This window comes from Neolewinella xylanilytica, assembly GCF_002934605.1.
Lineage (GTDB): Bacteria > Bacteroidota > Bacteroidia > Chitinophagales > Saprospiraceae > Neolewinella > Neolewinella xylanilytica.
Window position 1 is genome coordinate 416,592 of record NZ_PTJC01000005.1, and the last position, 25,310, is coordinate 441,901.

The 25,310-nt window shown below is 61.0% G+C and carries 21 protein-coding genes; 13 read left to right on the top strand and 8 right to left on the bottom strand.

The features are described from left to right. Positions 1-44 precede the first annotated feature (44 nt). From CLV84_RS01640 to CLV84_RS01650, 3 genes are all read right to left on the bottom strand, one after another. Positions 45-950: an alpha/beta fold hydrolase gene (locus tag CLV84_RS01640; protein WP_104417998.1), complete on the bottom strand. Its 906-nt coding sequence runs from the start codon at positions 948-950 to the stop codon at positions 45-47. A 16-nt stretch (positions 951-966) separates the two neighbouring features. Beyond that, positions 967-1,548 carry a TetR/AcrR family transcriptional regulator gene (locus CLV84_RS01645; protein ID WP_104417999.1) on the bottom strand — a complete coding sequence of 194 codons (582 nt, stop codon included), beginning with the start codon at positions 1,546-1,548 and terminating at the stop codon, positions 967-969. A 291-nt stretch (positions 1,549-1,839) separates the two neighbouring features. Next, positions 1,840-2,808, bottom strand: coding sequence for a ThuA domain-containing protein (locus CLV84_RS01650; RefSeq protein ID WP_104419477.1), 969 nt, complete (start codon positions 2,806-2,808; stop codon positions 1,840-1,842). Positions 2,809-3,148: 340 nt separating this feature from the next. On the opposite strand from CLV84_RS01650, the gene CLV84_RS01655 reads away from it, so the two are divergent. The 9 genes from CLV84_RS01655 to CLV84_RS01695 all read left to right on the top strand — a co-directional run bounded on the left by CLV84_RS01655 (position 3,149) and on the right by CLV84_RS01695 (position 13,504). Next, positions 3,149-3,724, top strand: a complete 576-nt coding sequence (locus tag CLV84_RS01655; RefSeq protein WP_104418000.1) for an RNA polymerase sigma-70 factor — start codon at positions 3,149-3,151, stop codon at positions 3,722-3,724. Positions 3,725-3,813: 89 nt separating this feature from the next. Further along, positions 3,814-4,803: a FecR family protein gene (locus tag CLV84_RS01660; protein ID WP_170067524.1), complete on the top strand. Its 990-nt coding sequence runs from the start codon at positions 3,814-3,816 to the stop codon at positions 4,801-4,803. Next, a complete protein-coding gene (locus CLV84_RS01665; protein WP_104418002.1) occupies positions 4,803-6,458 on the top strand; it encodes a peptidase associated/transthyretin-like domain-containing protein in 1,656 nt (551 codons plus the stop codon). The genes CLV84_RS01660 and CLV84_RS01665 overlap by 1 nt, the downstream gene beginning before the upstream one ends. Before the next feature lie 176 nt (positions 6,459-6,634). Further along, on the top strand, positions 6,635-8,992 hold the full coding sequence (locus CLV84_RS01670) for a TonB-dependent receptor (protein ID WP_170067525.1): 2,358 nt from the start codon (positions 6,635-6,637) through the stop codon (positions 8,990-8,992). Between the two features lie 357 nt (positions 8,993-9,349). Next, positions 9,350-9,760, top strand: coding sequence for an OsmC family protein (locus tag CLV84_RS01675; protein WP_104418004.1), 411 nt, complete (start codon positions 9,350-9,352; stop codon positions 9,758-9,760). A gap of 388 nt (positions 9,761-10,148) precedes the next feature. Further along, entirely contained in the window at positions 10,149-10,637 is a 489-nt protein-coding gene (locus CLV84_RS01680; RefSeq protein WP_104418005.1) for a hypothetical protein, read from the top strand. A 114-nt stretch (positions 10,638-10,751) separates the two neighbouring features. After that, entirely contained in the window at positions 10,752-11,240 is a 489-nt protein-coding gene (locus CLV84_RS01685; protein WP_104418006.1) for a hypothetical protein, read from the top strand. A 175-nt stretch (positions 11,241-11,415) separates the two neighbouring features. Next, positions 11,416-12,867 (top strand): T9SS type A sorting domain-containing protein, encoded by a 1,452-nt coding sequence (locus tag CLV84_RS01690; protein ID WP_104418007.1) that lies wholly within the window; start codon positions 11,416-11,418, stop codon positions 12,865-12,867. A gap of 148 nt (positions 12,868-13,015) precedes the next feature. Next, complete coding sequence (locus CLV84_RS01695) at positions 13,016-13,504, top strand: hypothetical protein (protein WP_104418008.1); 489 nt, start codon at positions 13,016-13,018, stop codon at positions 13,502-13,504. A gap of 58 nt (positions 13,505-13,562) precedes the next feature. Here CLV84_RS01695 and CLV84_RS22035 read toward each other — a convergent pair whose 3' ends face one another. Further along, positions 13,563-15,530, bottom strand: a complete 1,968-nt coding sequence (locus CLV84_RS22035) for a 4Fe-4S binding protein (protein ID WP_245911348.1) — start codon at positions 15,528-15,530, stop codon at positions 13,563-13,565. Beyond that, a complete protein-coding gene (locus CLV84_RS01705) occupies positions 15,520-16,902 on the bottom strand; it encodes an NAD(P)/FAD-dependent oxidoreductase (protein WP_104418009.1) in 1,383 nt (460 codons plus the stop codon). Before CLV84_RS01705 ends, CLV84_RS22035 begins: the two co-directional genes overlap by 11 nt. 123 nt (positions 16,903-17,025) lie before the next feature. On the opposite strand from CLV84_RS01705, the gene truA reads away from it, so the two are divergent. Then, entirely contained in the window at positions 17,026-17,787 is a 762-nt protein-coding gene (gene truA / locus CLV84_RS01710) for a tRNA pseudouridine(38-40) synthase TruA (RefSeq protein WP_104418010.1), read from the top strand. A gap of 464 nt (positions 17,788-18,251) precedes the next feature. On the opposite strand, the gene dtd is transcribed toward truA, so the two are convergent. Next, a complete protein-coding gene (gene dtd, locus CLV84_RS01715; protein ID WP_104418011.1) occupies positions 18,252-18,704 on the bottom strand; it encodes a D-aminoacyl-tRNA deacylase in 453 nt (150 codons plus the stop codon). A gap of 118 nt (positions 18,705-18,822) precedes the next feature. Next, positions 18,823-18,978, bottom strand: a complete 156-nt coding sequence (rpmH, locus tag CLV84_RS01720) for a 50S ribosomal protein L34 (RefSeq protein ID WP_104419479.1) — start codon at positions 18,976-18,978, stop codon at positions 18,823-18,825. 149 nt (positions 18,979-19,127) lie between these two features. Between rpmH and CLV84_RS01725 the strand changes: the two genes are divergently transcribed. Genes CLV84_RS01725 through CLV84_RS01735 form a run of 3 tightly spaced genes read left to right on the top strand, consistent with a single transcriptional unit; the run spans position 19,128 to position 24,531 of the window. Beyond that, a complete protein-coding gene (locus CLV84_RS01725) occupies positions 19,128-22,349 on the top strand; it encodes a proprotein convertase P-domain-containing protein (protein ID WP_170067526.1) in 3,222 nt (1,073 codons plus the stop codon). Positions 22,350-22,386: 37 nt separating this feature from the next. Continuing rightward, positions 22,387-23,829, top strand: coding sequence for a D-alanyl-D-alanine carboxypeptidase/D-alanyl-D-alanine endopeptidase (gene dacB / locus CLV84_RS01730; RefSeq protein WP_104418013.1), 1,443 nt, complete (start codon positions 22,387-22,389; stop codon positions 23,827-23,829). Positions 23,830-23,880: 51 nt separating this feature from the next. After that, on the top strand, positions 23,881-24,531 hold the full coding sequence (locus tag CLV84_RS01735; protein WP_104418014.1) for a class I SAM-dependent methyltransferase: 651 nt from the start codon (positions 23,881-23,883) through the stop codon (positions 24,529-24,531). Between the two features lie 295 nt (positions 24,532-24,826). Here CLV84_RS01735 and CLV84_RS01740 read toward each other — a convergent pair whose 3' ends face one another. Continuing rightward, a complete protein-coding gene (locus CLV84_RS01740; protein WP_104418015.1) occupies positions 24,827-25,225 on the bottom strand; it encodes a four helix bundle protein in 399 nt (132 codons plus the stop codon). Between the last annotated feature and the right edge of the window lie 85 nt (positions 25,226-25,310).

The window sequence follows — 25,310 nt, forward strand, 5'->3', positions numbered from 1 at the left end:
GAAGAGGTCCCGCCTGTTGCAGGCGGGACCTTTTTTAGTAGCCCTTAATTCAAGAAATCCAGCATCGCTTCCAACGCTTGCTCGGGCTGTTCAGCCAGCAGGAAGTGCCCACTGTCATTCACTTTCTCCATTCGGAAGTCTGTGGCTTGCTGCTTCAGCGCCTGCGCCATCATATCGTGGCTACCTGCACCGGCAAGGCCAAGCGTCGGAACATCAATACGTGCGTAGGTGGCGGCGTCGGCAATATCCTGTGGGAAAGCCCGGTACCAGCCGCAGCCGCCGCGGATTCCCGCTTCGGAATCGTAGGCCGCCCGGTAGACGGCACGATCGTGTTCGCTGATCGCTGCGGGATCGAGCAGTAGCGCGTCGAATACCCAATCCAGTACCCGTCCCATTTGACCGACTAAGACCTGCTCCGGAAGTCCCGGCACCTGGTTAAAGGCGACCCACCAGGGGTAAGTGTAGCCTGGGGTGTCTAGTGGGGCCATGGGAAGCATGGGCAGTTTATACATACTTTGGTCGGGATGGGGGGTGTCCAGTAGCACCAGTTTACTGACGCGGTCCGGGTGGTTGGCCGCCAGGCTATAGGCAACTAGGGCACCGATGTCGTGCCCGGCTACGGCTGCCCGTTCGTACCCCAATTGCTCGATGAGGTTGGCCACATCCAACGCCATATTCTTTTTCTCGTAGCCATCAGTCGGCTTATCCGAGGAGCCCATACCACGGAGGTCTACGGCAATCACCGTAAACCGTTCGGCGAGCCGGGGCATAATGTGATGGTAAGCCCACCAGGTTTCGGGCCAGCCGGGTAGGAGCACCAGGGGGGCACCGGTTCCGCCCTGTACGTAGTGTAACTTCACCTTGTTAACCGTAGCGTACGCATGGGTAAAACCGGACAGGGTCCGGATGAGGGTGTCGTCGGTCACGGAAAAGGCATCAGCATGGCGCATAGTGAAAAGTTGGTGGTTATGAATGGACGCCAGACGGGGTCAGTCCTATACTACGGGCGAACGAACGCCAGGCAAACCGCTTAACTTCGTTCGGAGCAACGTCACCGGAACGGTAGGCCGTGATGGTCGTATCGATCATACCACCGAAGAGGAAGAAAAGCCAGGCCGGCGTGAGCTGTCGGTCGATAAGTCCCCTGCTCTGGAGTAAGGTGATCAGGGCGTACCAGGTGTCCTTTATGTTTTCGTATTCCACGCCGGCCGCGACCGGGGCGTCGGGCAGGTCGGGAGTCCGGTAGTGTAGCTTTGTCAGAAAGGCATACTGATGATTGCAATCGATGCCCGCATAGAGCATCAGCTCGAGTTGGCGGACGGGGTCCGAACTGGCCCGATAAGCTTCCCGCATGGCGCGTTGGCAGACCACATTCATCTCGGTAGCGCAGGTTGCGATCAATTCCTCGCGTCCCGTAAAGTAGCGATGGAGGGTCCGACGCGTCACGCCCGCACGGGCCGCTACGGCTTCCAGGTTGGCGGACAGGTCGTCGTTCAAGACGATCACTGCCGCTTCGATGATACGCTGCTTGGTGGGTATGTCGCTCATTTATGTCTTATGTCACTTATTTGTGACAATAACGGGTGTGATGCGGGTTAGTTGTTCAGGAGGCGTTTTTTATTGGATAGGGGCTGAGTAGGGAGCCAGGTGAAAAGGGGGACAAAAGGAGTCAGGAGCGGGCTACTGGGAGGTGGTAATTGAGACCGGTTAGCGCCTTCGCTGGGGGGAATGTGTCTGCCTCGCGGTCGGAGACCGCTGCTTACTGTCGCGGTCGGAGACCGCGTTGTACTTCCGCGGTCGGAGACCGCATCTTACTTCGCGGCCGGAGGCCGCTTTGTACTAGCGGGGGCCGGAAGCCGCCTTGAACGTCCGACGGGTGGCTTCATCAGCAGTGGGGAAATCGTCGGGAATCTCCTGCGTCACCTCGCCCGTGGCCGCCCACTCCACCCCCCGCAGGAAGCTGGTGATAAACCCTACGCCCTGGATCGATTGCGTGTCGTGGCCGAGGGTAGTGTGGAAGATGCGGCCGTCTCCGTAAGTAACGGTCATCAGCACCGGCTCGTGGCGGTTGGTAGGGGCGGTATCGGACAGGTCTTTACCGGTCGCCAGGACGGTCAGGTTTTCGGCGGGGCCCCGCATCATGGCGTAGCACTCGTCGGCGGTGGTCATCCAGGTGTCGGGCATGCCCTGGGTGATGGGGTGGTCCTTTTCGCGGACGGTTACCGGAAATTCATGCTGGGCACCGTGGATTCCCCCTTTACCCGGCGAGTCATCGCGGATGAGCTCCCCACGGTTGTCGTAATAGACGTACGGACCGCTGCTTTCATCGCGGCCGCCCCAGCCCCCGAGTCCGATCATTCGGTTGTAGGCGGGCCATTCCGGAAAGGAATTGTCGGCGGCGTGTACGGACACGAACCCCCCACCGTTCTTCACGAATGCGTCGAATGCGGCCTGGGTAGCCTTCGGCCAGGGGGCGGCCTGCCAGCCGAAATTGGAGATGACGACGTCGTAGTCCGCAAAGTCGGGGGCGAAGTCCGGGTCGGGTTGCGGCTTGGGTAGGTCTTCGCTCGGGCCGGCCCCCGCCAGGGGCAGGAAGTCGGCCTCCTCGTCGGCGTTCCAGGTGTAGGCGCTGCGCCGTACATCCACGGTGAACAGCCCGGTATCTTCCAGGTACTGCTTCATCATGACCGTCGATTTCGGCCAGACGACGTGATTGTTCTGGCCGTCGACGATGAGGACCCTAATCTGGGCGGTAGCGGGGAGGGTGAGTGCGAGAAGTAGGGTGGGGAGCAGGATTGTTCGGGACACGGGTAGTAGGTTACCGGAGCGGGAATAAGGTCGTACCGCTCCGCTGCGGGAGATCGATTTCGGCCCCAAAAGGTAATGGCTTCCGCCGACTATTGGTATCGAGCTTTACAGCCAGACGCTGGAATACGCCGTTTTCCCGGTGCGTAAACCCGACCGACTCTATCTCGCCGTTACGGGTATCGGCCCTTTACCGCAAACTAAATCCAACGGGTTTAGAACGTTGCGCTCCGCTAAGCGCACCAGAGAAAGCGGTAAGCGTGCCGGCCAGGAGAAAGCGGAGCAGCCTTACTTTTACGTTAGCACTACGTGGTAGCTAGCCTCAACACCGAACTACAGGCCGATGGAACCGGCGAAAATCGATGACATCAAAGCGGGAAACGTGGCGGCTTTTCGGGCACTCTTCGATGCGGAGTACGACCGGCTCGCCAATTTCGCGCTCCGTTACGTCGGCGAAACCGCGGTGGCGGAAGATATCGTACAGGACGTATTCGTCGCGCTGTGGAGCAAGCGGGCAGAATTATCGATCCAGGTATCGTTGAAGGCATACCTGTACCAATCCGTACGGAACGGTTGCCTCAATCACCTGAAATCACGTAAGGTCCGGACGACCTACGCCGCGAGCGTGGACGCCCGGCACTGGGAACACCCCACCCTGGAGGAACAGATCGATGCGGAAAGTTTAGGCCGGATGGTCCAGCGTTGCGTCACGGAGATGCCGAAGGAGCGCCAGCGGATTTTTCGCCTCAGTCGGGAAGAAGGGCTCAAGTACCGGGAGATCGCCGTGGAACTGGGCTTATCCGTTAAAACGGTGGAAGCGCAGATGGGCAAGGCGCTGCAGTTCCTGCGCGGGCGGCTGAGCGATTTTTTGCCCTTGCTCCTGCTGAATTGGATGTACACCTTTTTTCACGTGCCGTAAGGGTGGGGGGCCACCGAGTTGTCTCCACCACGAAAGGGAACGAAGAAACCGCATTGTTGACTGGTACGGGCAGCCGCTAAATGACCGAAATGAAAGACATTGATTTTACCATCGTAGCGAAATATCTGGCGGGGGAAGCTAGTGAGGCCGAGCAACACGCGGTCGACACCTGGCGGGTATCGAACGAAAAGGAGTTTCGCCGGCTGAGCGAACTATGGACGGCGGGCGGGGCGCGGTCTGCGGTAACCGATGTCACCTTCGATAAAGCGGCGGCCTGGGAAAAGACCGTCGCCAGACTGGATGGGGAAATGAGGAATCCGAAAAGCAGCAGCTCACCGCCGCGGGTAAGGCAATTACGCTACTGGACAATGCGGGTAGCGGCCGTGCTGCTGGTGATAGCGGGAACTGCCTACCTGATTTGGTCACCAACGACACCGCTAGATGCGGCGCTCCGGGTAACGGCTGCTCCGGGCGAAGCGCCCGCCGTGCTGCCGGATGGATCACGGGTGACCCTGCGGGAAGGTGCCGCACTGCAATACCGGACCGACTTTGCCGAGGAAAGGAGCCTGGTATTGGAAGGGACGGCCTTTTTCGAAGTGGCCGAAGACGAATCTTCCCCCTTCCGGATTCGCACGGATGACCTGCGCGTAACGGTCATCGGCACCACCTTTTACGTAGATGCCGAGCAGTCGGTCGTGGGGGTCGTCTCCGGCGTGGTCCGCGTAGAAGAGCTGGACGGCGGGACGGACACCTTGCGGGCCGGGCAAATGATCCGCTACGGTCGTGACGCGAACGGGCTCGTGGGGATCGAGCCCCTGGAGCAAAACGACCTGTTCTGGAAAACCGGCGTGCTGAGCTTTGCCGATCGCCCCCTCGGGGAAGTATTGACGACGCTACGCGAGGCTTATGGGGTCAGGATCGATTTTGACGCGACGGGGTCGGAAAGTTGTCGGTATACCGGCCGCCTGAAGGAAGCCTCCGCGGACGTTGTGCTGGATCAGCTGGCGATTACGCTGGGATTGAAAGTGACCGAAGCCGGCCCCGGCCACTTCGTGGTCCTCGACGCGGACTGCGACTGATGGGCCGTTCGCTTCTCCAGTTAGCGGTGTTCGTGGTGCTGGGCGGCGGCGTTTCTGCGCAGACCGGCCACCCGCCCCTTGCCGACAGGGTCGTGTCCATCACTTTCTCAAGGACCAACCTCAGCGAGGCGCTGCACGCGCTTTCCGAGCTAGCGGACTTTAGTTTCTCGGTGAACGCGGAACTCCTGGCCGGCAGTCCGGTAATCAGCGGACGCTTCCGGGAGGTAACCGTGCTGGACGTATTGCAACATATCCTCCCCCCGGAGATCGAACTCCGGCATTCCGGCAATTCCGTCATCCTGTTGCGCGCGCCGGAAGCGCATCGGGAACCGCAAGCTCCCATGGAATATGAGATTCAGGGCGAGGTACGGGATGCGGTCACTGGCCTGCCGCTGAACGGTGCCACGGTGGTCGAGGTATCGAGGGGGAAGTCGACCCTAAGTGACCGCGAAGGAAACTTTTCGCTCCGGGTAGTAGCGAGATCCGCTCAGCTCGGATTGTCCTTCAGTAAGGTCGGCTATCGGGATACGGCTTTGTTGCTGCCCTTCGACGCGCATCCCCCGCGGGTGCTGCTGCTTCCCATCCCCCCCGATGCGCCGCCACCGGTAACCGCGCTCGCACCCGATAGCTTGCCCCGAACCGTAGAAACGGTGGGGGTCGGCAGGTTGCTGCTATCGCGCGAGCTGGTCATCAGTGCGCGCAACATCGCGGGGTACACCACGCGGAAATACCAGCTGTCGTTCACCCCGAGGCTCAGTACCAACTTCAAGATCGCCGGCTCGGTGAAGAACGACTATTCCGTGAACCTGCTCGGCGGGTACGGCTACGGCGTTGGGAAAATGGAACTGGGGGGCGTCTTCAATATCGACCGAAAGGACATCTCCGGCCTCCAGGGCAGCGGTGTTTTTAACCTGGTGGGTGGGGACGTAAACGGTGTGCAACTGGCGGGCGTCGCAAATGTGGTGAGAAACGGGGTCCGGGGCGTGCAGGTAGCCGGCGGGCTCAATCTGGTGCGCGGAGACCAGGCAGGATGGCAGGTATCGGGAGGGGGGAACTACGCGGATACCGTATCGGGGAGCCAGATCGGGGTGGTCAACGTCAGTAAGGTGCAGCGCGGGCTGCAGATCGGCCTCGTCAACGTGAACGATTCGGTCGCCGGGACATCCATCGGCCTGGTCAGCATCGTACGCCGCAAGGGCCACTATACGATCGAGGCGGCGGCCACGGAGTTCCTACCGCTCAACCTGACATTGCGGGCAGGTACCACCCGGCTGTACAACATCTACGGTGTCGGCTATGCTACCGGGCGGGACGAAAGCTATCTCTCGCTTGGATTGGGACTCGGAAGGGTTACTCCCGAACGCCGCAGCTGGCGGCTCCGAAACGAACTTACCCTTAACTGGATACAAGGTACGGGCGAGGAGCGGAAGCAGGATCAGGGCCTGGCCCGGTATGACCTGCTGCTGCAAAGGGGATTGACGGGCAACCTTCACCTGCTCGGCGGACCGTCGGCCAATTTTCTCGTCTCCTGGGGAGCCGAAGGCGTCGCACTTGCTCACACCGCTCCCTACACGCTGGCGAGCGGTCGCTTCGGCAATAGGCCCTGGGAGGCCTGGATCGGGTTCAAAGTGGGAATTAGCCTGGCCTTCCGGTAAGGCGCCGCACCTGCGCTCCGCCGCCCAAATGCCGCGCAGCTGAGGAGTCGGGCACAAAAAAATAAAAAAACACGGTCGGCCGATAAGGGTAAATGCGAGCTGAGTTTTCATAGCCGGGTAACCGTGCCGGAGGGATCGCTGATGCCCCGCACGTCATGCATCACAAAAACCACCCGATGAAAGCTATTGCTCGTTACCCCTCCTTTCTGATCTGGCTGCTGCTGGCGGCTGTATATGCCGCCCCGGCGTGGGGCCAGTCTCCGACCACCACCCTCAAGGGCCGGGTAGTGGATGCGGATAACCGGCAACCCGTTCCGCTTGCCACCGTCATTATCGTCGGGTCCAGTCCCCTTGTCGGTCAGATAACGGACGAGGATGGCTATTTCAAATTGACGGAAGTTGCCCTCGGACGGGTGACTATCCGGGTCAGCTCGCTGGGTTACGAGGATCGGGTGGTTCCGAACATCGTGCTCATTTCGGGCAAGGAATTTTACGCGGAAGTAGAACTGAAGGAAGCCTTCACTACCCTCGCGGAGGTGGTGGTAAAGCCGGAAACCGACCGGGGCGGTGTGCAAAACGAGATGGCGCTCGTGTCCAGTCGGTCCCTGTCGATCGAGGCGGCCGAACGCTACGCGGGCGGCATCGGCGATCCCGCGCGACTGGTGTCTTCCTTTGCCGGCGTGGCCGGTACGGGTGACGGCAATAACGACATTATCGTGCGGGGCAATAATCCGCGCTTCGTGCAGTGGCGACTGGAGGGCATTGAGATCCCGAACCCCAACCACTTCAGCGGGGAGGGACTGACCGGAGGCCCCATCAGCGTACTCAACAGCCGCATGTTGGCGAATTCGAGCTTTTACACCGGCGCCTTTCCCGCGGCTTACGGGAACGTACTTTCCAGCGTATTCGACGTCGATTTCAGGAACGGAAACACCGACAAGCGGGAACACAGCTTCTCGGTGGGCGCGCTAGGTATTGATTTCACTACGGAAGGGCCCATCGATCGGCAACGGAGGAGCAGTTACCTGGTCAATTACCGGTATTCGACGCTGGGCTTACTGGATCAGCTCGGCGTGGTCGATTTCGGCGGGGTTCCCCAGTACCAGGATGCCGCTTTCAAGGTGCAAGTACCGACCGGCAAGCTGGGAACGATTTTTCTCTTCGGCATGGGCGGCGATAGCCGGATCGATACGGAATACAGAGAGTTTGAAGACAGCGAGCAGGTTACCAGCCGGTATTCCCAACGCTCCCGGGTCGGGATCGTCGGGGTAAAGCAGGTCATTGCAACGGGGAAGGATGCTTACCTGAAGACGGTAGTGTCTTACTCCGGAAACGGGAGTACGACCGGGGGCATGCGCGTCTTCGACACGCCGACGCTGGAGGAAGATAGCGATGCCCGCCTTGCGAATACCGCACTGCGCATCAGCAGTACGATCCACCACAAGCTGGGCGCGCGCCACCTGCTCACCGCCGGCGTGGTAGGGTCTTTTTTTTACTTCGATTTCGCCAGTAAACGGTTTGATGTAGCTGCCGACGAATTCCGGGTGGGGCAGGACATAACCGGCACGGCCAGCCTGATGCAGGGCTTCACCTCGTGGAAGTGGCGGATTGCCGAGCACCTGTCGCTGGTCAGCGGGTTGCACCTGGAAAAGACGAGCCTCAATCGGGAAATCAGCTTGGAGCCGCGGGCTTCCCTGCGGTACGATTTCACGGATCGGCAGGCGGTAACGGCGGCCTTCGGAGTACACGGGAACATGACTTCCCTGAGTAATTACTTCGCTGTCGTGTACGAGGAAGGGCAGCCCATACAACCCAACACGACGCTGAAACTCCTCAAGGCCAGGCATTTCGTAGTGGGGTACGAGAACCGGCTGTCGGACCAGCTCCGACTGAAGGTGGAGGCCTACTACCAATCGTTGTACGACATCGGGGTCGAGACCGGGGAAAGCAGCTATTCCCTGATCAACCAGCAGGCGGACTACAGTGACCGCCGCCTGGAAAGTACGGGACTTGGCCGGAACTACGGCATCGACCTCACCCTGGAAAAGTACTTTTCGTCCAATTATTACTTTCTAGTCACGGGGTCGCTGTACCAGGCCAGGTACCGGGGTAGCGACGCGGTATGGCGCAACGCCCGCTTCAACGGCAATTACCTGGCAAACGTGCTGGTCGGCAAAGAATTTCCGGTCGGAAAGGCACGGAACAATACATGGGCGGTCAACGGGAAATTCAACCTCCTGGGCGCGCGGTACCTCATGGCGATCGACCTCGACCGGTCGATTGCCAACGGCTCCGCCGTTTACGATGAAGCGCACGCCTTTACCGATCGCGGTGAGAACGTAATTAGTCTCAATTTAGCCACCAGTTACCAGGTGAACCGGGAAAAGGTCAGCCATTCGTTTAAGCTGGATGTTCAGAACGTGACCGGGAATGAGGCGGTGATCGACTATTACTACAATACTGTCAATCAGCAAATCGAAGAAGGCACGCAACTCTCCCTATTGCCGGTGCTCAGTTACACCCTGAATTTTTGAATGGAAACGTGCGACACGCACGGTTTAACTAGGGAGGCACCGGCAGGAAACATCGAGTACGTGCATCCCCGCCCGGGGCCCGGGGGGTGCTTTTGTCCTGCCACGCTGGTAGGTAAGCAAGGATATAGTAAGTTAGCTTCCGTGTCGCTTGCTGCGCGCGAGATGCGGACGGAGCCGGAGCTTCGCCACCCCATTCTGCCGTGCTCCTCGGCGTCAAAAATTAAATTCAAGTTCCGGCTCATAGCTGTAAATTGTATACCGAGCCTATGCTATCGGTTCCTTTCTACGTCCTGCCGCCCAAAGCTGGATCGGGAACCCAAGAAAGTCTTCACGCACCGACCCTAAAGTGATTGATTTATGAACATCTCCGCCCGCCTCGGGGGTAGTTCGGATACCCTCAAAGTGGATCTGGACACCGCCGGTAATCAAAAGTCCCTAAGCCTACCACCTAAGCCATCTGGTGGGGGCGCTGCCGTCAACGGCGGGGAAATGCTGTTGCTGGCTCTCGCAACCTGTTACTACAATGATCTCTACCGGGAAGCCGTGCGTCGTAACCTGCAGATAGACCGTGTCGAGGTAACAGTCAATGGCGTATTCGGGGGGGAAGGCGAGCCCGCTCAACACATATCTTACGGGGTACGCATCACGGCTGACCGCCACGGCGAGGCCGATATTGATGACTTAATCCGCCACGTGGATCGGGTAGCCGAGATTCACAATACCCTACGCCAGGGAATTTCGGTAAGCCTGGAACCGTTGCGCCATTAGGCTCAGCCGGCTTTACCGTACAGCTAGCTACCCTGTTAATTCATGCCTGCTCCCACGTACACCTACCAGTGAGGTGCGACCGGCTTCGTGCTTGTGAGAAACCCTGCCCCCTTAAGTAGGAAAGCGCATCCGCGGCCCTGATATGTGCTTCGCCAATTAGGTTATACACCGCGAATAGTTAGGTGGTGAAAGTTGGCACCCACAGCTGCGGGTAAACGGCCTCACCGGCTGGTTAGACTCGCTACGGTGCTGGCTCTTTCTTCCTGCGCTCCGGCGCCCAGATGTATGCGCGACTCGTCTGCCCGGCCCTAAGGGGGGGGTACGAAACCATTCAGGATCGGATCAAACTTTATCATTGACCCTCCGCCGGCAATCCCGTTATACCCCTATGAAATACTGTCTCCTGGTCGGTCTGCTCTGCTCGGCCCTCACCACCTGCTTTTCGCAACAGCTGACTTACCGAGAACTGTACGGCAACTACGCCTTCTCGCTGGATAACCAGATCTACTCGCTGAATGAAATGATTGCCGAGCAACCGGAGGGGACGGAACTGCGCTGGTTACTGCGCAGCGGCCGCCGGAACAGGATCTGGGGAAATTCATTCGGATTTACCGGTGCTTTCCTGCTCGGTACGGCCCTCGCCGATGCCCTGGTCGACAACGACGGAGAAGAAAGTCTTAACCACTGGGCAACCTACGTTTCGGCCGGAGTGCTGATCGGTGTATCTTTTCCGATGTTATCGACCGCCGACAAGCGAATCGAAGAGGCCGTCGGGTTGTTTAATTCCGGGCCGGGAACCGGGTACATACCGAAACGCAAGCGCATACTATACGCCGGCTACACGCGGGAAGGGGTAGGATTCGGACTACGATTCTGAGAAGATTGCCCGTCGGGTGTAGAAATCATCTGGCGCTTGGCAAAATGCATTTCTCCTGCGCACCGCCGCCCCCGGGTCCAGAAACATCTCTTCGCCGGGGACCGTTTCGCACTTATGAAATACCTCCTATTGACCCTGTTCGTAATGGGCTTCGCCGCTTCCGGTACCGGCCAGCAGCTCACTTCCCGGGTGCTGTACGGTGGTTATGCCTTCTCGCTGGACAACCAGGTTTACTCGATCCACGAAATGATTGCCGACCAACCGAAGGGGACGGAATTGCGGCGGTTATTCCGTAGCGGCCGCCGGAACCGGGGCTGGGGAAGTGCATTCGGATTCGCCGGCGCTTTTCTTCTCGGTACAGCCCTGGCCGATGCCCTGTCCGATGACGACGGGGATGAGAGCCTGAACCGCTGGCAGACCTACGTCGCGTCCGGCATATTAATCGGGGTATCCTTTCCGCTAATATCGACCGCCGACAAGCGGATCGAGGAGGCCGTCGGACTGTATAACTCCGGACCGGCCATGGGGAACAGGACGGAACGCAGGCCCGTCTTCTACGCCGGTTACACGCGGGAAGGCGTAGGGGTCGGTATGCAGTTCTGATGCTAGCGTCCTTCTCTTCGGTGTAGGTGACCGTCCGCCGTGCGAAGCATACTTCCTGCGCCCCGGCGCAAAACCGCCCGCCGAAATTATGGTGTTATAACTTGTTTTTAGTTAATTCGTAGTGTATAGCCGCCTTTCGACTACCTATTCGTGCGGATCGTAAAGAACCAACACTATGAAAATTTCCCTCTACACGACACTCCTGCTAATCTTGTTGCCGCTGACGGGCCGAACGCAAGCCACCCGCATCGGTGATGACATCCTGGCCCGCGACGCCGAAACCTCCCACGGCTTCCGCCTGGCGCTCTCGGCCGACGGGCGGACACTAGCTATCAGTACCGTCGAGGACGACAACCCGGGCTACCTGCGGGTGTACGAGCGAAACCAGAACGGATGGGAACAGCTGGGGCAGATCCTGTTCGGCGCGCCCGAAACCACCTTCGGGATTGCCCTGGCCCTCTCCGCAGACGGACGCACCCTGGCCGTAGGCGCGCCAAATCACGAGGTGAACGAGGTAGAAACCGGTTTGGCGCGGGTGTACCGCCTGGTCGATGATGCTTGGGTGCCGCTCGGGCAGGACCTGCTAGGCGATGAAGTCGAGGTAAAAGCCGGTCTCGACGTAGACCTGGCCGACAACGGCAACATGTTTGCCGTAACCAGCTACGGCAGCGCCAACGGACAGGTAGCCGGTACCGTACGAACCTACGTACAAGCCGCCGGCCTGTGGGTGCCGGTGGGAAACGGGCTGCAGGGGCAAATGATCGGTGCTGGCGCGCAGACCACCGCCCGCCTGTCGGGCGACGGTTCGCGACTGGCGATTAATCGGCCCCTGGAGGGGGAAGTCCGGGTGTACGAATGGGATAATGCCGCGTGGGTGCCCCTGGGCGACCCGATCATGAATGACGGCACGGACATTGGCATAGCCAACCGCATCGAGCTGTCGGAAGACGGGGCGATCGTAGCGATCGGAGCTCCGGCCTCGGACCTTGCCGGCAATGCGCGCGGGGCCATCCATACGTATGCCCTGGAATCCGGAGCCTGGCAATCGCACGGTAATCCGATCACCGGCCTGGAGAACGGCGACCGCTTCGGGGCGTCCTTCGGCATGACGGGCGACGGCCGGACCATCCTGGCGGCTACCCCGGGCTTGCGATTGACCAGCGACCCGCCCCGCGCCGGGGAAGCCAGTTTGTACCGCTTCGAAGGCTCCGACTGGGCGACCGCCGGGGAACCGATCCACGGGGAAAATATTGTGGAAATTGCCGGACTTCAGGTAGCGCTCTCCGCCGATGGGCGTACGATGGCCATGACGATGGCGACCGATGCGGCGGGGGTATTCGTGCGGGCTTTTGATCTGAGTGGCTTGTCAACCTCCGTTTCCGCGATGCCACTCGCCAAGCCACTGAAACTCTATCCGAATCCTACAGCGGGGCGCGTTACGCTTGCGGGACTGCCTCCCGCGGAACGGGTGCTCTCCACCCGCCTGCTCAACCTGGCCGGGCAGGTAGTCCGGGAGGAATCTTCGGATCGGCGGCAGCTCCGACTGGGGGTAAACAGCGGGACGTACATAGTAGAGGTAACCACGACCAGTGGCCGCTATTCCGAACTGCTTACGGTAGCTCGGTAGCCCTTGCGGAGATGAGAAAGGGCAGCTTCTGCGCTCCCGATCATCCCGCAGTGTCAATTAGCACTGTTTTTGCACCCGTTGCGGACGGAGCTGGAGCTCCGCCACCCTCTACTATTGATTCTTTCGGCCGCAACCCCTAAAATAGGCTATGCTTAAGACCCTACTCACCCTACTGATCTTTACGACTGTCATTTTTCAAGCCGCCGGGCAGGAGCTCGTAGTGCGCCAGGTAAACGGCACTTCCGTATTTGCGCGCAACAACGAGATCCTGGCCACCCGTGAAGTGATCCGGTTGCTACCGGACGGCTCGAAGGAGCAACGGCTGCTCCGGGGAAGCCGTTTTCACGGTACGTTAGCCATTGCCACGGCGGGGGTTGGTCTGGTTTATCTCGGCGTGGGTATCCTGCGCACACCCGAGCATTTTGAAGAAGACCCCGGCTTCGATGCCCTGGATCAGATGATCATCGGGTTAGGGTGGCTGGGTGTGTCGGCTTGTCATTTTCAAATTGGCAAGCACAAAGCACGGCGTGCGGTGGCCATGTTCAACACCTCGTCTGTTCCGGAAGGTCCGGACACCGGTATGCAATTCCGCCTTGGTGCGCAGCCTAACGGATTGGGGCTAGCGCTGCGGTTCTGATGCTTTTCTCCTGCGCTCCTGCGCGAAAGTATTAGTTCCGGCACCCCGGGTGTCCGGGTCAATCCACCAAACTCACCCCCTCCTCACTAACGTGAATCACCCGCTCCGGCACCGTCCGGTAGCCCGCGTCCACGCTCGAGTTCTCCAGGCGGAGTACGCCCCGCGGGCACACCGCCGCGCATACGCCACAGCCTACGCAGCTCGCCCGCACAATGTCCTGTCCCTTCTGGGCGTAGGCCCGTACGTCAATGCCCATCTCGCAGTAGGTGCTGCAGTTGCCGCAGCTGATGCACTGCCCGCCGTTGGTGGTGATGCGGAAACGGCTCTGGAAGCGTTGGACCAGCCCCAGGTAAGCCGCTAGCGGACAGCCGAAGCGGCACCACACCCGGTTGCCCATCAGCGGGTAAAAGCCGGTACCGACCACCCCCGCGAAGCCCGCGCCGATGAGGAAGCCGTACCATTTCTGCACCTTCCAGGTCTCGAAGCCGAGCAGGCTGCCGGCGCCCGTGAAGTAGGTGTACAGCGTCAGCGCCGTCATCAGGATAGCCGCGAGCAGGACCCCGTGGACGATCCACCGCTCGAACTTCCAGGCGCGGAGGCTCTTGTCGCTGAGCTGCCGCCAGGGATCGCCCATGGTCTCGGCCAGGCCGCCGCAGCCGCAGACCCAGCTGCAGTACCAGCGCTTGCCCACCAGGTGCACCATCAGCGGCACGCCCACGATGATCAGCACGATGCCCCACACGAGCATGAAGATGCCTACCGCCCCGGCGCTCTGGAACTGGTCCAGCTGCCAGCCGAAGAAGAAGTCGTAGTCCAGCGGCCAGATGTTCTTCAGGTCCTGCTGCGGTTTATTTAGCGCCCCGAGGATCTCCGGGATCAGGAAGGCGAAGGCCAACTGGAAGAACATCACCGAGCCGGTACGGAGCAGCTGGTACTTATTGTGGCGGTACTTCGTGATCATCCGCACGCCCATCACCAGGATGACCAAAGTGTACAGCAGGCCGTATAAAAACCACTGACTCGCTGTACCCCCGAACAGCGCCGTCTTCAGCGGTTCCACCATCGTGATCCAGGGAGTGACGTGGGCCGGCGTCCAGTACAGCAGCACGTAGAAGCCGATGAGGTAGGTGCCCGCCAGGATGCCGATGTAGGCCGACAGTCCGGCGGGGTCGGCTGCGCGGACGCGGGTCTTGTGCCAGGAGCCTTCCACCCACAAAACCAGCCCGAGAATAAGCAGGCCAATCGCCGTAGTCACCGCCGGCCAGAACCAGTCGCCCGCCATGTACCGGATGCCGAACAGCAGGATGCCCAGGATGGTAGCGGCCAGGAAAAAGCCCCGCCAGCCGAGGTTGAGTCCCTTCGTTACCTGGGAATGGTAAATGTGGTCGTGCTTGATGCCGGGGTGGGGACCGAACTTGGGAAGGATATACAGGATGCCGCCCAGTACGCCTAGGCCGATGGTCAGCAGAAAAAAGAGCCAGGGGTTATCGACTACCGGTCCGATCTCCGCCGCCGCGGTCAACGCCGCGAATTTCTCGGTGTAGTAAGCCGGGTCGGACAGCCGGACGTCCCACTCCGATACCCCCTCCGGCAGTTCTTCGTTGGCGATGAGTTCGTCGACGCTTTCGTCTACGCGTTCCCGCGCCGCCTGGAACACCTCCGTCACCTTATCCTGAAAGCTGAAGCTGCTACCGAAGGTCTGGTCCGTTAGTCTGAGCTCGGTCGCGGCTTCCCGGAAGGCGGGCGCCTGCACCTCGTAGATCAGCCGGGCTCGCGGGTCGGTGGGGGCGCTTTCCGGTGCCGCATCGCTCGCGCCGCCGGAGGAGCCGGCGGAAACCGTCGAGCTCGCCTCCGGCGTGCCGGCACCCTCGGCCTCCGGGTTGGGGGCCATGGTGGCCAGGAGGTCCTGCTCGGTCAGGCGGTAGTTTTCCAGGGCCAGCATGCCGGTGAAGACCAGCAGCGACAGGGCAAACAGCCCCAGGCCGATGTACTGCAGGGCGGTTTTGTGGGTGTGCTTAGCGGGCATCGGGCGTAGAGATGGCACGCGGGGTGCGGGTATTGAAATTGAGGAAACGGAGTACGGCGTCCAGTCCGCGTTTGCGGCGGAGCTTCAGGTTGCTGCCCGTCTGCTCGTTGAAGCGTTCGATGATGTCCTGCTCGTACTCGGCGTAAAACTCCGGGTCGAAGTTGGCCAGGCCCAGGTTTTGCAGCACGTCCTCGATGTTGGCTTCTTCCCGGATCCACCGTTCACAGACCTCCTGCCGGTAGCGGATCCCCATCAGGTTGAATCCCCGCACGGCCCCGCCGTCCTCCTCGAAGTTGATGCGGACGGCCTTCTCGCCGTCCTCGTGCTCCCAGTAGAGGGTGGCCAGCCCCGCGCGGCCGTGGGCGGGCACTTCGCCGTAGACCTGGTACTCGATGTCCATGAATTTAGCCGAGTTGAACCAGATGCCCGGGTCGTAGGCCACCGGACGGTCGAGTAGGGTATAGGCCAGCGTTTCGCCCATCATGCGGCCGGTGTACCATACGGCTTCGATGGCCTGTCGGCCGGCGCGGGGCTCGCGTAGCTGGGCGCAGTCGCCGATGGCGTAGATGTCAGTGACAGAGGTACGCAGGTATTCGTCGACGAGAATGCCCTTGTCGATGTCCAGTCCGGTATCCCGCAGGAAGTCGACGTTGGGCCGTACCCCCGCGGTAAGGCCGACGTATTGACACCGGATCCGCTCCCCATCCTGGGTAAGGATTTCTCCTGCCGCTCCGGCGCCGTCATCCACGATTTCTTGCAGCTCCGTTTCGTGGCGGAGGTCGATGCCGTGGGAGCGGATGTGGCGGCTCACCATTTCGCTTTCCTCGCGGGGCAGGGTGTTGCGCCAGTAGCTGGTGTCGCGGACCAGCAGGCTCACCGGGATGTGGCGGCTGTGGAGCATCTCGGCGAGTTCGATGCCGATGAGGCCGCCGCCTACGACCACGGCGTGCTGTATTTCCGGCGTGATCTGCTCCAGGTACTCCAGGTCCTGGGCGCTCACCAGGCCGCCGACGCGGTCGAGGTCCTGGCCCGGCCAGCCGAATTTGTTCCAGGTACTGCCGGTGGCGAGCACGAGTTTGTCGTAGGGCAGGGCTTCTCCCTCCCGGAATTGTAGCGTTTTCGCGGCGAAGTCGACCCCCTCCACGTAGCCCCGCCGCAGGTCGATGCGGTTCTTCGGCCAGAAGAAGGGCTCGTAGGGCATGAGGTCTTCCCAGCGCTGGTGGCCCATGTACACGTACATGAGGGCGGTGCGGGAAAAGAAGTAGTCGCTCTCCGCGGAGATCACCGTGATGCGCACCGCATCGTCGAGCTTACGCAGCCAGCGGGCGCAGGTGATGCCGGCGATACCGTTTCCGATGATGGCTACGTGCATGTCTTCAGGGTGAGTTGGGTCGTAAACTACGTGTTGTAGACGAATAGTCGGAAAACATTGCGCGGTGGGAAGCGGTCGGACGGCTCCCCACTTTTTTAGCCGCATGGTTTATCTTACGTCCTTATGCCCCACCGTTATTTCGTGCAACTCGCCTACCGCGGTACCGCCTACCGGGGTTGGCAGCGCCAATCGGGCAGCGTGCCCTCCGTCCAGGAAACCATTGAGGGCGCCATCGCGCGGGTGCAACGTAGATCGGGGGAGGGGACCCCTGATCTGCGTCCCATCAAGGTCATCGGCTGCGGCCGCACCGACGCCGGGGTTCACGCCAGCGATTACTACCTGCACTTCGACGTGGAGCAGCCCCTGCGCGAGAACTGGCTCTTCATCCTCAACAAGGTGCTCCCGGACGACATCGTCTTCCACCGGGTCTGGGAAGTGGACTCCGGCGCCCACGTCCGCTACGACGCCAAGCAGCGGACCTACGACTATTACCTGCACACCCGCCCGGACCCCTTTCTCCACCTCACCAGCACCTATCTCGAACCCGGCGAACTGGACACCTGGGCCATGGAAATGGCGCTGCGTTCCCTCACCGGCCACCACGATTTCCGCGCCTTCTGCCTGACCCCCGACCGCCACAATACCACCACCTGCCACCTGATGGAAGCGAGCTTCCACACCGAAGCCGACGGCCGCTACCGCTTCCGTTTCGTGGCCGATCGCTTTCTGCGGGGGATGATCCGGGTCCTGGTCCACCAGTTGCTGCGCATCGGCCGCGGCGAGCTCCCGCCCGACGAACTGGAGATCGCACTGGAGACGGGCGAGCGGATCTCGGTGGGGCAGGCCGCGCCGGAGGGCTTATTCCTGAGTGGGGTAGAGTACTAGCTTCGTCCGCCGAACGTAGCGGAGCGGAGTTCGTCTGCCGAAGCGGGTCGGGTTCGTACCACTTCCTGGGCAGACGAGCTAGCGCTCGGCGGACCAGGAAGCCATCGTAGCGCAGCGGAGTTCGTCTGCCGAAGCGGGTCGGGTTACGTACCACTTCCTGGGCAGACGAGCTAGCGCTCGGCGGACCAGGAAGCCATCGCAGCGCAGCGGAGTTCGTCTGCCGAAGCGGGTCGGGAAGAAGTACGATGTTTGAAGTTTGAGGTACGAAGTATGAAGGTGGAATTGTTCGGCCACAAGTGCTATTGTAGGTAGCAGCGGCTTGCTTTGGCGGCCCCTCGCTCCGCGCGGGTGTGTGCGCGAATCGTAGCTAAGAGGTGTACTCCTACCGGGAAAACCGAATACCGAAGGAGAGACGGAAGCTGACCTTCACACTTCGTACTTAGTCCTTCAGACTTCGTACTTACCTACTCCCGCTCCTTGGAGTCCATCCAGATCGTCACCGGCCCGTCGTTCACCAGCGACACCTGCATATCCGCTCCGAACTCCCCGGTTTCCACGGTGCGGCCGGCCACCGCGCCCAGGTAGGCGACGAAGCGTTCGTAGATCGGCGTGGCCACATTGGGGGCGGCACTGCGGGTAAAGCCGGGGCGGTTGCCCTTTTTGGTGCTGGCGAAAAGCGTGAATTGGGAAACGCACAGGATGCCGCCGTCGACGTCGGTGACGCTGTAGTTCATTTTGTCGTCTTCGTCATTGAAGATGCGCAACCGGCTGATCTTACCGCAGAGCCATTCGATGTCTTCCTTATCGTCGGTCTCCTCGATGCCTACGAAGACAAGCAGGCCCTTGCCGATCTGGCCGGTTACGGATCCGGCTACTTCCACGCGGGCTTCCGTTACCCGTTGTATCAATATTCGCATGGGGGAAATATACGATCCGCTGGCGGCAGGGCGCCTCCCACAACAAAAAGCCCTGACCGCCGAAGCAGTCAGGGCTAAACATTTTGCAACCTACCGGACGGAATGCCCGAGCGGTGTCTTATTTCTTGTAGGTGTCGTCGCTGACGGTCAGCTTGTGGCGACCTTTCGCGCGACGGCGGGCCAGCACCTTGCGGCCGTTTTTGGTAGACATGCGGGAGCGAAAACCGTGCTTATTAACGCGCTTACGCTTGGAGGGCTGAAATGTCCGTTTCATGGTTGTTATTTTTAGAGGCGCTCGGAGGCGGACCGGTGGTTTTGCAAAAGTCGGGCAAAGGTAAGGCTTTGGCACGTAACCTACAAACCTCCCTTTCAATTTATTACCGCCGGTTTTCAACCTTACCTTGTCGACATAACCCCTTGGGCATGATGCGGACCGTTTTGGCTACCTGGCTTTGCTTAGTCGTTTTTTCTACCGGCCTCGGTGCCCAACACGGTATGTCGCGCGTACAGTTGGCGAAATTGCCCGTACTGTCCCTGCCGGTTCAGCACAACGACAGCCTGCTGGCCCGGGAGATATCCCGTCGCAAGCCCGGCCGCCCCCAAACCTTTGCCGTCAGCCTGCCCGTTCACCTGACCCCCGAAGATGACGGAAAGTGGGTTGCCGCCGCCGACTACGACCGCTGGCGCATGCGGGTCAAGAGTGCGGGAGCCAAGTCGCTGAACCTCGGGTTTACGCGGTTCGTCCTTCCGGAGGGAGCGGCGCTCTACCTTTCCAACGATCAGCAGCGCTACGGGCCCTTCACGGCGGCCGACAACGAAGACCACGCCCAACTCTGGACGCCGCTGCTGCGGGGCGACGAGGTGCTACTCGAACTGGAAGTTCCCCCCGGGCGGAAGGAGGCGGTAGAACTGGTCCTTTCCACCGTCAACCACGATTTCGAAGGCGCCATCGACCTGCTATCGGGAGATTGCCACGTCGACGTAGCCTGCGGGGCCGCGGAGGGCTATCCGCAGGTCGACGACCACCGCGACGTCATTCGCAGCGTGGCGGCCTATACGGTAGAAGGAAGGGAGCGGTGCACCGGATTCCTCGTCAATAATACCAATCAGGACGGGCGCCCCCTCTTCCTGACCGCCAATCACTGCGGGGTGAACGAGGAGACGGCCCCGACGCTCGTCGCCTACTGGAACTTCGAAAACGAAACGTGCCGCCTCCCAGGCTCCACCGCCAGTGGTAGTGCCGGGAACGGAACGCTGGACGTATACAACACCGGTGCCCGGTTGCTAGCCAGTTATGCGGCTACCGACATGACCCTGGTCGAACTCGACGAACCGGTGAACCCCCGCGCCCGCGCCTTTTTCGCCGGGTGGAACGCCCTGGACAACCTGCCAAACGACGGCGTCTTTACGGTGCATCACCCCAACCTGGACGAAAAGCGGATCTCTTTTTCCGACCGGGCCGTTACCCGCTCGACCATCGTGGGCGAGGCGTCTTCCTCCGGGAATTTTCTGCGGGTGGCCCAGTGGGACCTGGGTTCGACGGAAGGCGGGTCCTCCGGAGCTCCCCTCTTCGATCCGGCGGGGCGGGTACGGGGCCAGCTCTTCGGCGGCCGGGCTACCTGCGGCACCCAGGCGGAAGATATGTTCGGCTGGCTGCAGGTAAGCTGGACCGGCGGCGGTAGCCCGGCCACCCGCTTGATGGACTGGCTGGACCCCTGCGGCCGGTCGGCCGGCACCTTATCCGGACTCGACGAAGCGGACCTGGCCCGAACGCTCGTGGCGTCCCGTGGCTGCCAGGATGTGTGTGTCGCAGCCGATGCCACTTTCGAATTTACGCTGGGCACCGCGTTTCCGGATGAAACTACCCTAACCGTGGTGTCCGATGGTGGCCTGAATTGGGAAGTACCGCCAACCGTGGATGGGGGGCAAAGTTTTACCCTTTCCGTATCGGCGGTAACCGTTGACGCAGGAAGTTACCCGATCGAAATCGTGGCTAGCGGGGGGCAGTACCGGAGCGCCGTCACCATCATCCTGAACGTAACCGTCGCCCCCCCTCCGGCGGTGATCGCGTTGCGGCCGGCGGATAACGGCACTGGATTAGATCCCTCCGTCGAGCTGGCCTGGCGACCGGTTAGCAATGCCGAAAGCTACCAGCTGCAGTATTCCCTTACACCAGACTTCACGGCCGTAGCCGCCAACCTGACCGAACTGGCGGAAACGACCTACACGCCTACCTACCCGTTGCCCGGTGAAACCCGCTACTTCTGGCGCGTACGGGCGCAAAACGCCTGCGGGAATGGCACTTGGTCGGCGGTCCGTTCCTTTACCACCGACACGCGTACCTGCCTGGTTCGCAGGGGAATGGCCTTACCGGTACCCATTCCCTCCGGCGATCCCTCCGAGGTGGTCGCGGCACTGGATGTTGCGGGAGCGATAACTCCCGCCGACCTGGAAATAATCGTGGGTATCGAGCACACCTTTCTTGGCGATCTGGAGGCCAAACTGGTGAGTCCCGACGGGGTAGAAGTGAAACTATTCGACCCCCTGAGCGACGGCAGTTGCCCGGCCCGCAACCTGTACGTGATCTTCGCCGACGATGCCTCGATTACCGCCGAACAGTTTAGCGAACGCTGTGAAGACGGTAGCGACACTGATTACCTGCGCGTACGGCCGCTGGAGCCACTGGCGGACCTCCTGGACCAAAACGCAGGGGGAACCTGGAAACTGGTAGTCAACGACCGGGCCGCCATGGACGGCGGGGCCATCACCGACTTCCGCATCCGGATCTGTGAAAACCGCGTCGACCGGCGTGATCTGGACGTCGAGGTCGTGGGGGAAGCCCTTACCGCCTGCGCCAATGAGGGGGGCACGGCCACGCTACGGTTGGGGGCCGATTTTACCGACGAAATCGCCCTGCGCGTCGAGGCCGGCGGCCTGGAACTGGATAATTATACGTTTTCCCACGATGTAGGTGCCCACACCGTTGGGGTTCGTTTCAGCGCCTGGACGTTGGCTGGCGTCGGCACGCAGGAGCTGGCTTTCACGGTAATCGCAGCGGACGGAACGGAGCGACAAGCCCTGAACACCCTGACGGTTTTGCCGCTCCCCGAACCGGTAACCCCCCTGGCCGCCCGTATCGGTGCGGAGCGCGTCACCTTCCGGTGGCGGGGGTCGGGGGTCGCCGAAACCTACACCCTGGAGGTCTCCCCGACCGAGCAATTTGGTGCCCCCGCCCTCGTCGCCCTGACCCGCAATCGCCAGATAACGCTTCCCCGGGGGGATCTACCCGAAACCTTTTACTGGCGGGTAGTCGGCAACAATTCCTGCGGCAGTTTTCCGGGCCCGTCGCGGGCGATGGCTGCCGATACGGCCAATGCGGTACATACCATTGACGCGGGTCAATCTATCGTCATCTACCCCAATCCTACTCACGGCGAGGTGCGGCTGGAGCTACAGGGCGCGTGGCCCGACCGGCAGATGCAGGCCGTTCTTTTCGGAGCCGATGGCCGGCAGGTAGCGCGGTGGCCCGACGTACGGGCGCTGAATCACCGGCTACAAATGGAAGGGATACCGGCAGGTGTATATTTTCTCCGGGTCACGGGGAGCTTCGGAGGCATTACCGAGCGGCTGTTGTTGCTGCGTTGACCTTGCACCTGCGCTCCGCCGCCCAAAATGGACGTACATGAAAGTCAGCTATCTATTTTTTCTTCTCCTCCTACACACTGGTCTGGCCGCGCAGTTGACCCTGGAGCGGGTGATCGACGATTTCGTGACATCGCCGGCCCTGGAGCACGCTACGGTAGGCATTGCGGTCCGGGAGGTAGCGTCCGGGCGCCAGATCGCCGGCCGGAATGCCGAGTTATCCCTGATCCCGGCTTCCACCCAGAAACTGCTTACTACCGCGGCCGCGATGGACCTGCTCGGCGCGGATTATCGCTTTCGGACCCGCCTGGTGGCCGGCGGCGACATTGATGCCGGAACGCTGACCGGCGATCTCTTCATCATCGGCGGCGGCGACCCGACCCTGGGCAGCCCCTATATGGACGGCGTAGCCGACCTCGAAACCGTGCTGGAAAACTGGGTCGCGGCCATCCAAGAGCGGGGCATCCGGCGCATCACGGGGGCCATCGTGGGCGACGGGAGTTACTACGGTACGGCGGGGACGGGCCGCGGCTGGCCCTGGTCCGACCTGGGCAACTACTACGGCGCGGGGGTGCACGGGCTGAACCTCAACGAGAACGCCTATTACCTTTCCTTTACCCAGCGGCCGGCGCAGGGGAGTACGCCACCGGTGAGCGGAACCGATCCGGCGATTCCCGGCCTGCGCTTCATCAACGAACTGAGGAGCGGACCGGCGAACAGCGGCGATAATGCCTACATTTTCGGAGCGCCTTACAACTACGACCATTATGTCAGGGGAACGATTCCGCGGGGTTCCGGTCAGTTTCGCATTCGGGGAGCGATTCCCGATCCGCCCCTTTTGGCCGCCCAGCTACTACGGGAGAAACTGACGAAGGCCGGCATCCGGGTGGACGAACCGGCGACCTGTCGGCGGCTTTTTGCCGGCACGATCCGCAACGGGGAACAACTGCTGGAAACCTTTTCCCCGACCCTGGCGGAAATCGCCGACCGCACCAATATGCGGAGCGTCAATCTGTACGCAGAAGGGCTGCTACGGGAAATGAATAAGGCGGCGGGTACGCCGGCCCACGAACTGGATGATACGGACGTAATCGTCGACTGGCTCGAAAAAAGGGGGTTGCCGACGAGTTCCGTACGGCTGCGGGACGGATCGGGCCTCGATCCGCGTAACTTCTTCAGTCCTTCCTTCATGACGGCCTTTCTGGTGGACCGGGCCGGGGCGGAGCGCTGGCTGGAAACGATTCCGGTAGCGGGTCGTAGCGGCAGTCTGCGGAACACGCTGCGGGGAACGGCCGCGGAGGGGCGGGTACGGGCCAAGAGCGGTACGGTCAACGCGGTGCGGGCTTATGCGGGCTACGTGGACCGGCCAGACGGGCAGCGGCTGGCTTTCAGTGTCGTGGTCAACAACTATTCCAACAGCAGCCTTGGCGTTAGCCAGTTGCTATACGGCCTGATGCGCGACCTGGTAACGGCGCGGTTATGACCGACCTTTGGGGGGCATGGCCTTATCTTGCCCCACGCTTAGTCGTCGAATATGCGCGTATACCTGCTGTTAATCCCGATCCTGTTCCTGGCGTGCGAGCAGAACGACGGTCCCCGCCCGCCGACTGACGATGTGTATGCATCGCCTTCCGTTGTGGATGAGGACCAGGAGCGGCACGTATGGCAAAAGCCCGGGGTGGTGATCGACGTGCTCGGCGACATTGAAGAAAAGGTGATCGCCGACATCGGGGCGGGGGAGGGATTCTTCGCCCGTCGACTGGCCCCCCTGGCCGACCGGGTGATCGCCGTCGAGATCGACCGCCGGTGGATCGAGTACCTGGACACCGTGCGTAAGACGGAATTACCCCAGGAGATGCAGGTCCGCCTTGAACCCCGGCTGGCGCTCCCCGACGACCCGATGCTTTCCGACCGCGAGGTAGACATCGTGCTTTTCGTCAATACGCTTTACCTGATTGAAAACCGGGAGGCTTACCTCCACAAGCTGCTCCCCGCCCTGCGCCCCAGTGGCCGAATCGTGATCGTCGACTGGAAGCAAGAGGATACCGCCCTGGGGCCCGATCCCGTCGAGCGTATCGGCCTCCCCGACCTAGGTCGCATGCTTAACGCCGCCGGCTTTGAGATCGTTTCGGTGGACAACAAGACGCTGGATTACCAGTATATCGTGGTGGCTGAGCGGAAGTAGGAGGGGGGGCTCGCTTTGCTCGCTTAGTCTTTTAGGGGGGGAGGGGATAGTCTTTTAGGGGGTAGTCTTTTAGTGGAGGAAGTGCCGGTCGCTGCGCTCCCGGGAGGAGTTAGTCTTTTAGGGGGTAGTCTTTTAGTGGAGGAAGTGCCGGTCGCTGCGCTCCCGGGAGGGGGGAGTTAGTCTTTTAGGGGGTAGTCTTTTAGTCGTGGGAGGTGCCGGTCGCTGCGCTCCCGGGGGGGAGTTAGTCTTTTAGGGGGTAGTCTTTTAGTTGGGGACTATGGCGTCGAATGCGCGGCTAGTGGGGCCGGTCGTTTGCCTTGCTACGGGGGATATACTGGTGGGGATTTTGGTGCATATAAGTCAGGAGCTTACCCACCTCTTCGGATAGGGCAGTGAGGCTTTCGTATTGGTCGAGGGTGATGTAGTGGCAGTCCAGGGCAAAGTCAAGCCAGACCTGGGTTTCGAAGTTCTCGCCTATGCAGTCCGTGAGCTTGGCCGCGAAATGCTTGGAATAGAACCGTTTGCCATAAGCCTCACCGAGGTTGGCGCACACGGAGCGGCTGCTTCGTCGTATCTGATCGGTCAGGCTGTATCGCTCCTCCTTGGGAAAAGGGATGCTTGTCGCAAAAATCTGCGTTGCCAGGGTCCGGGCCTTTGCGTAGCCGGTCCAGGTTTTGAAATGAGAATATGCCATGCGGATTGGTTTTTGGCAAACCTATGAGCACGGTATCGACAAAGTCGTCAAGTAAACGTGTACTTGCGAATATAGACGTTTAATA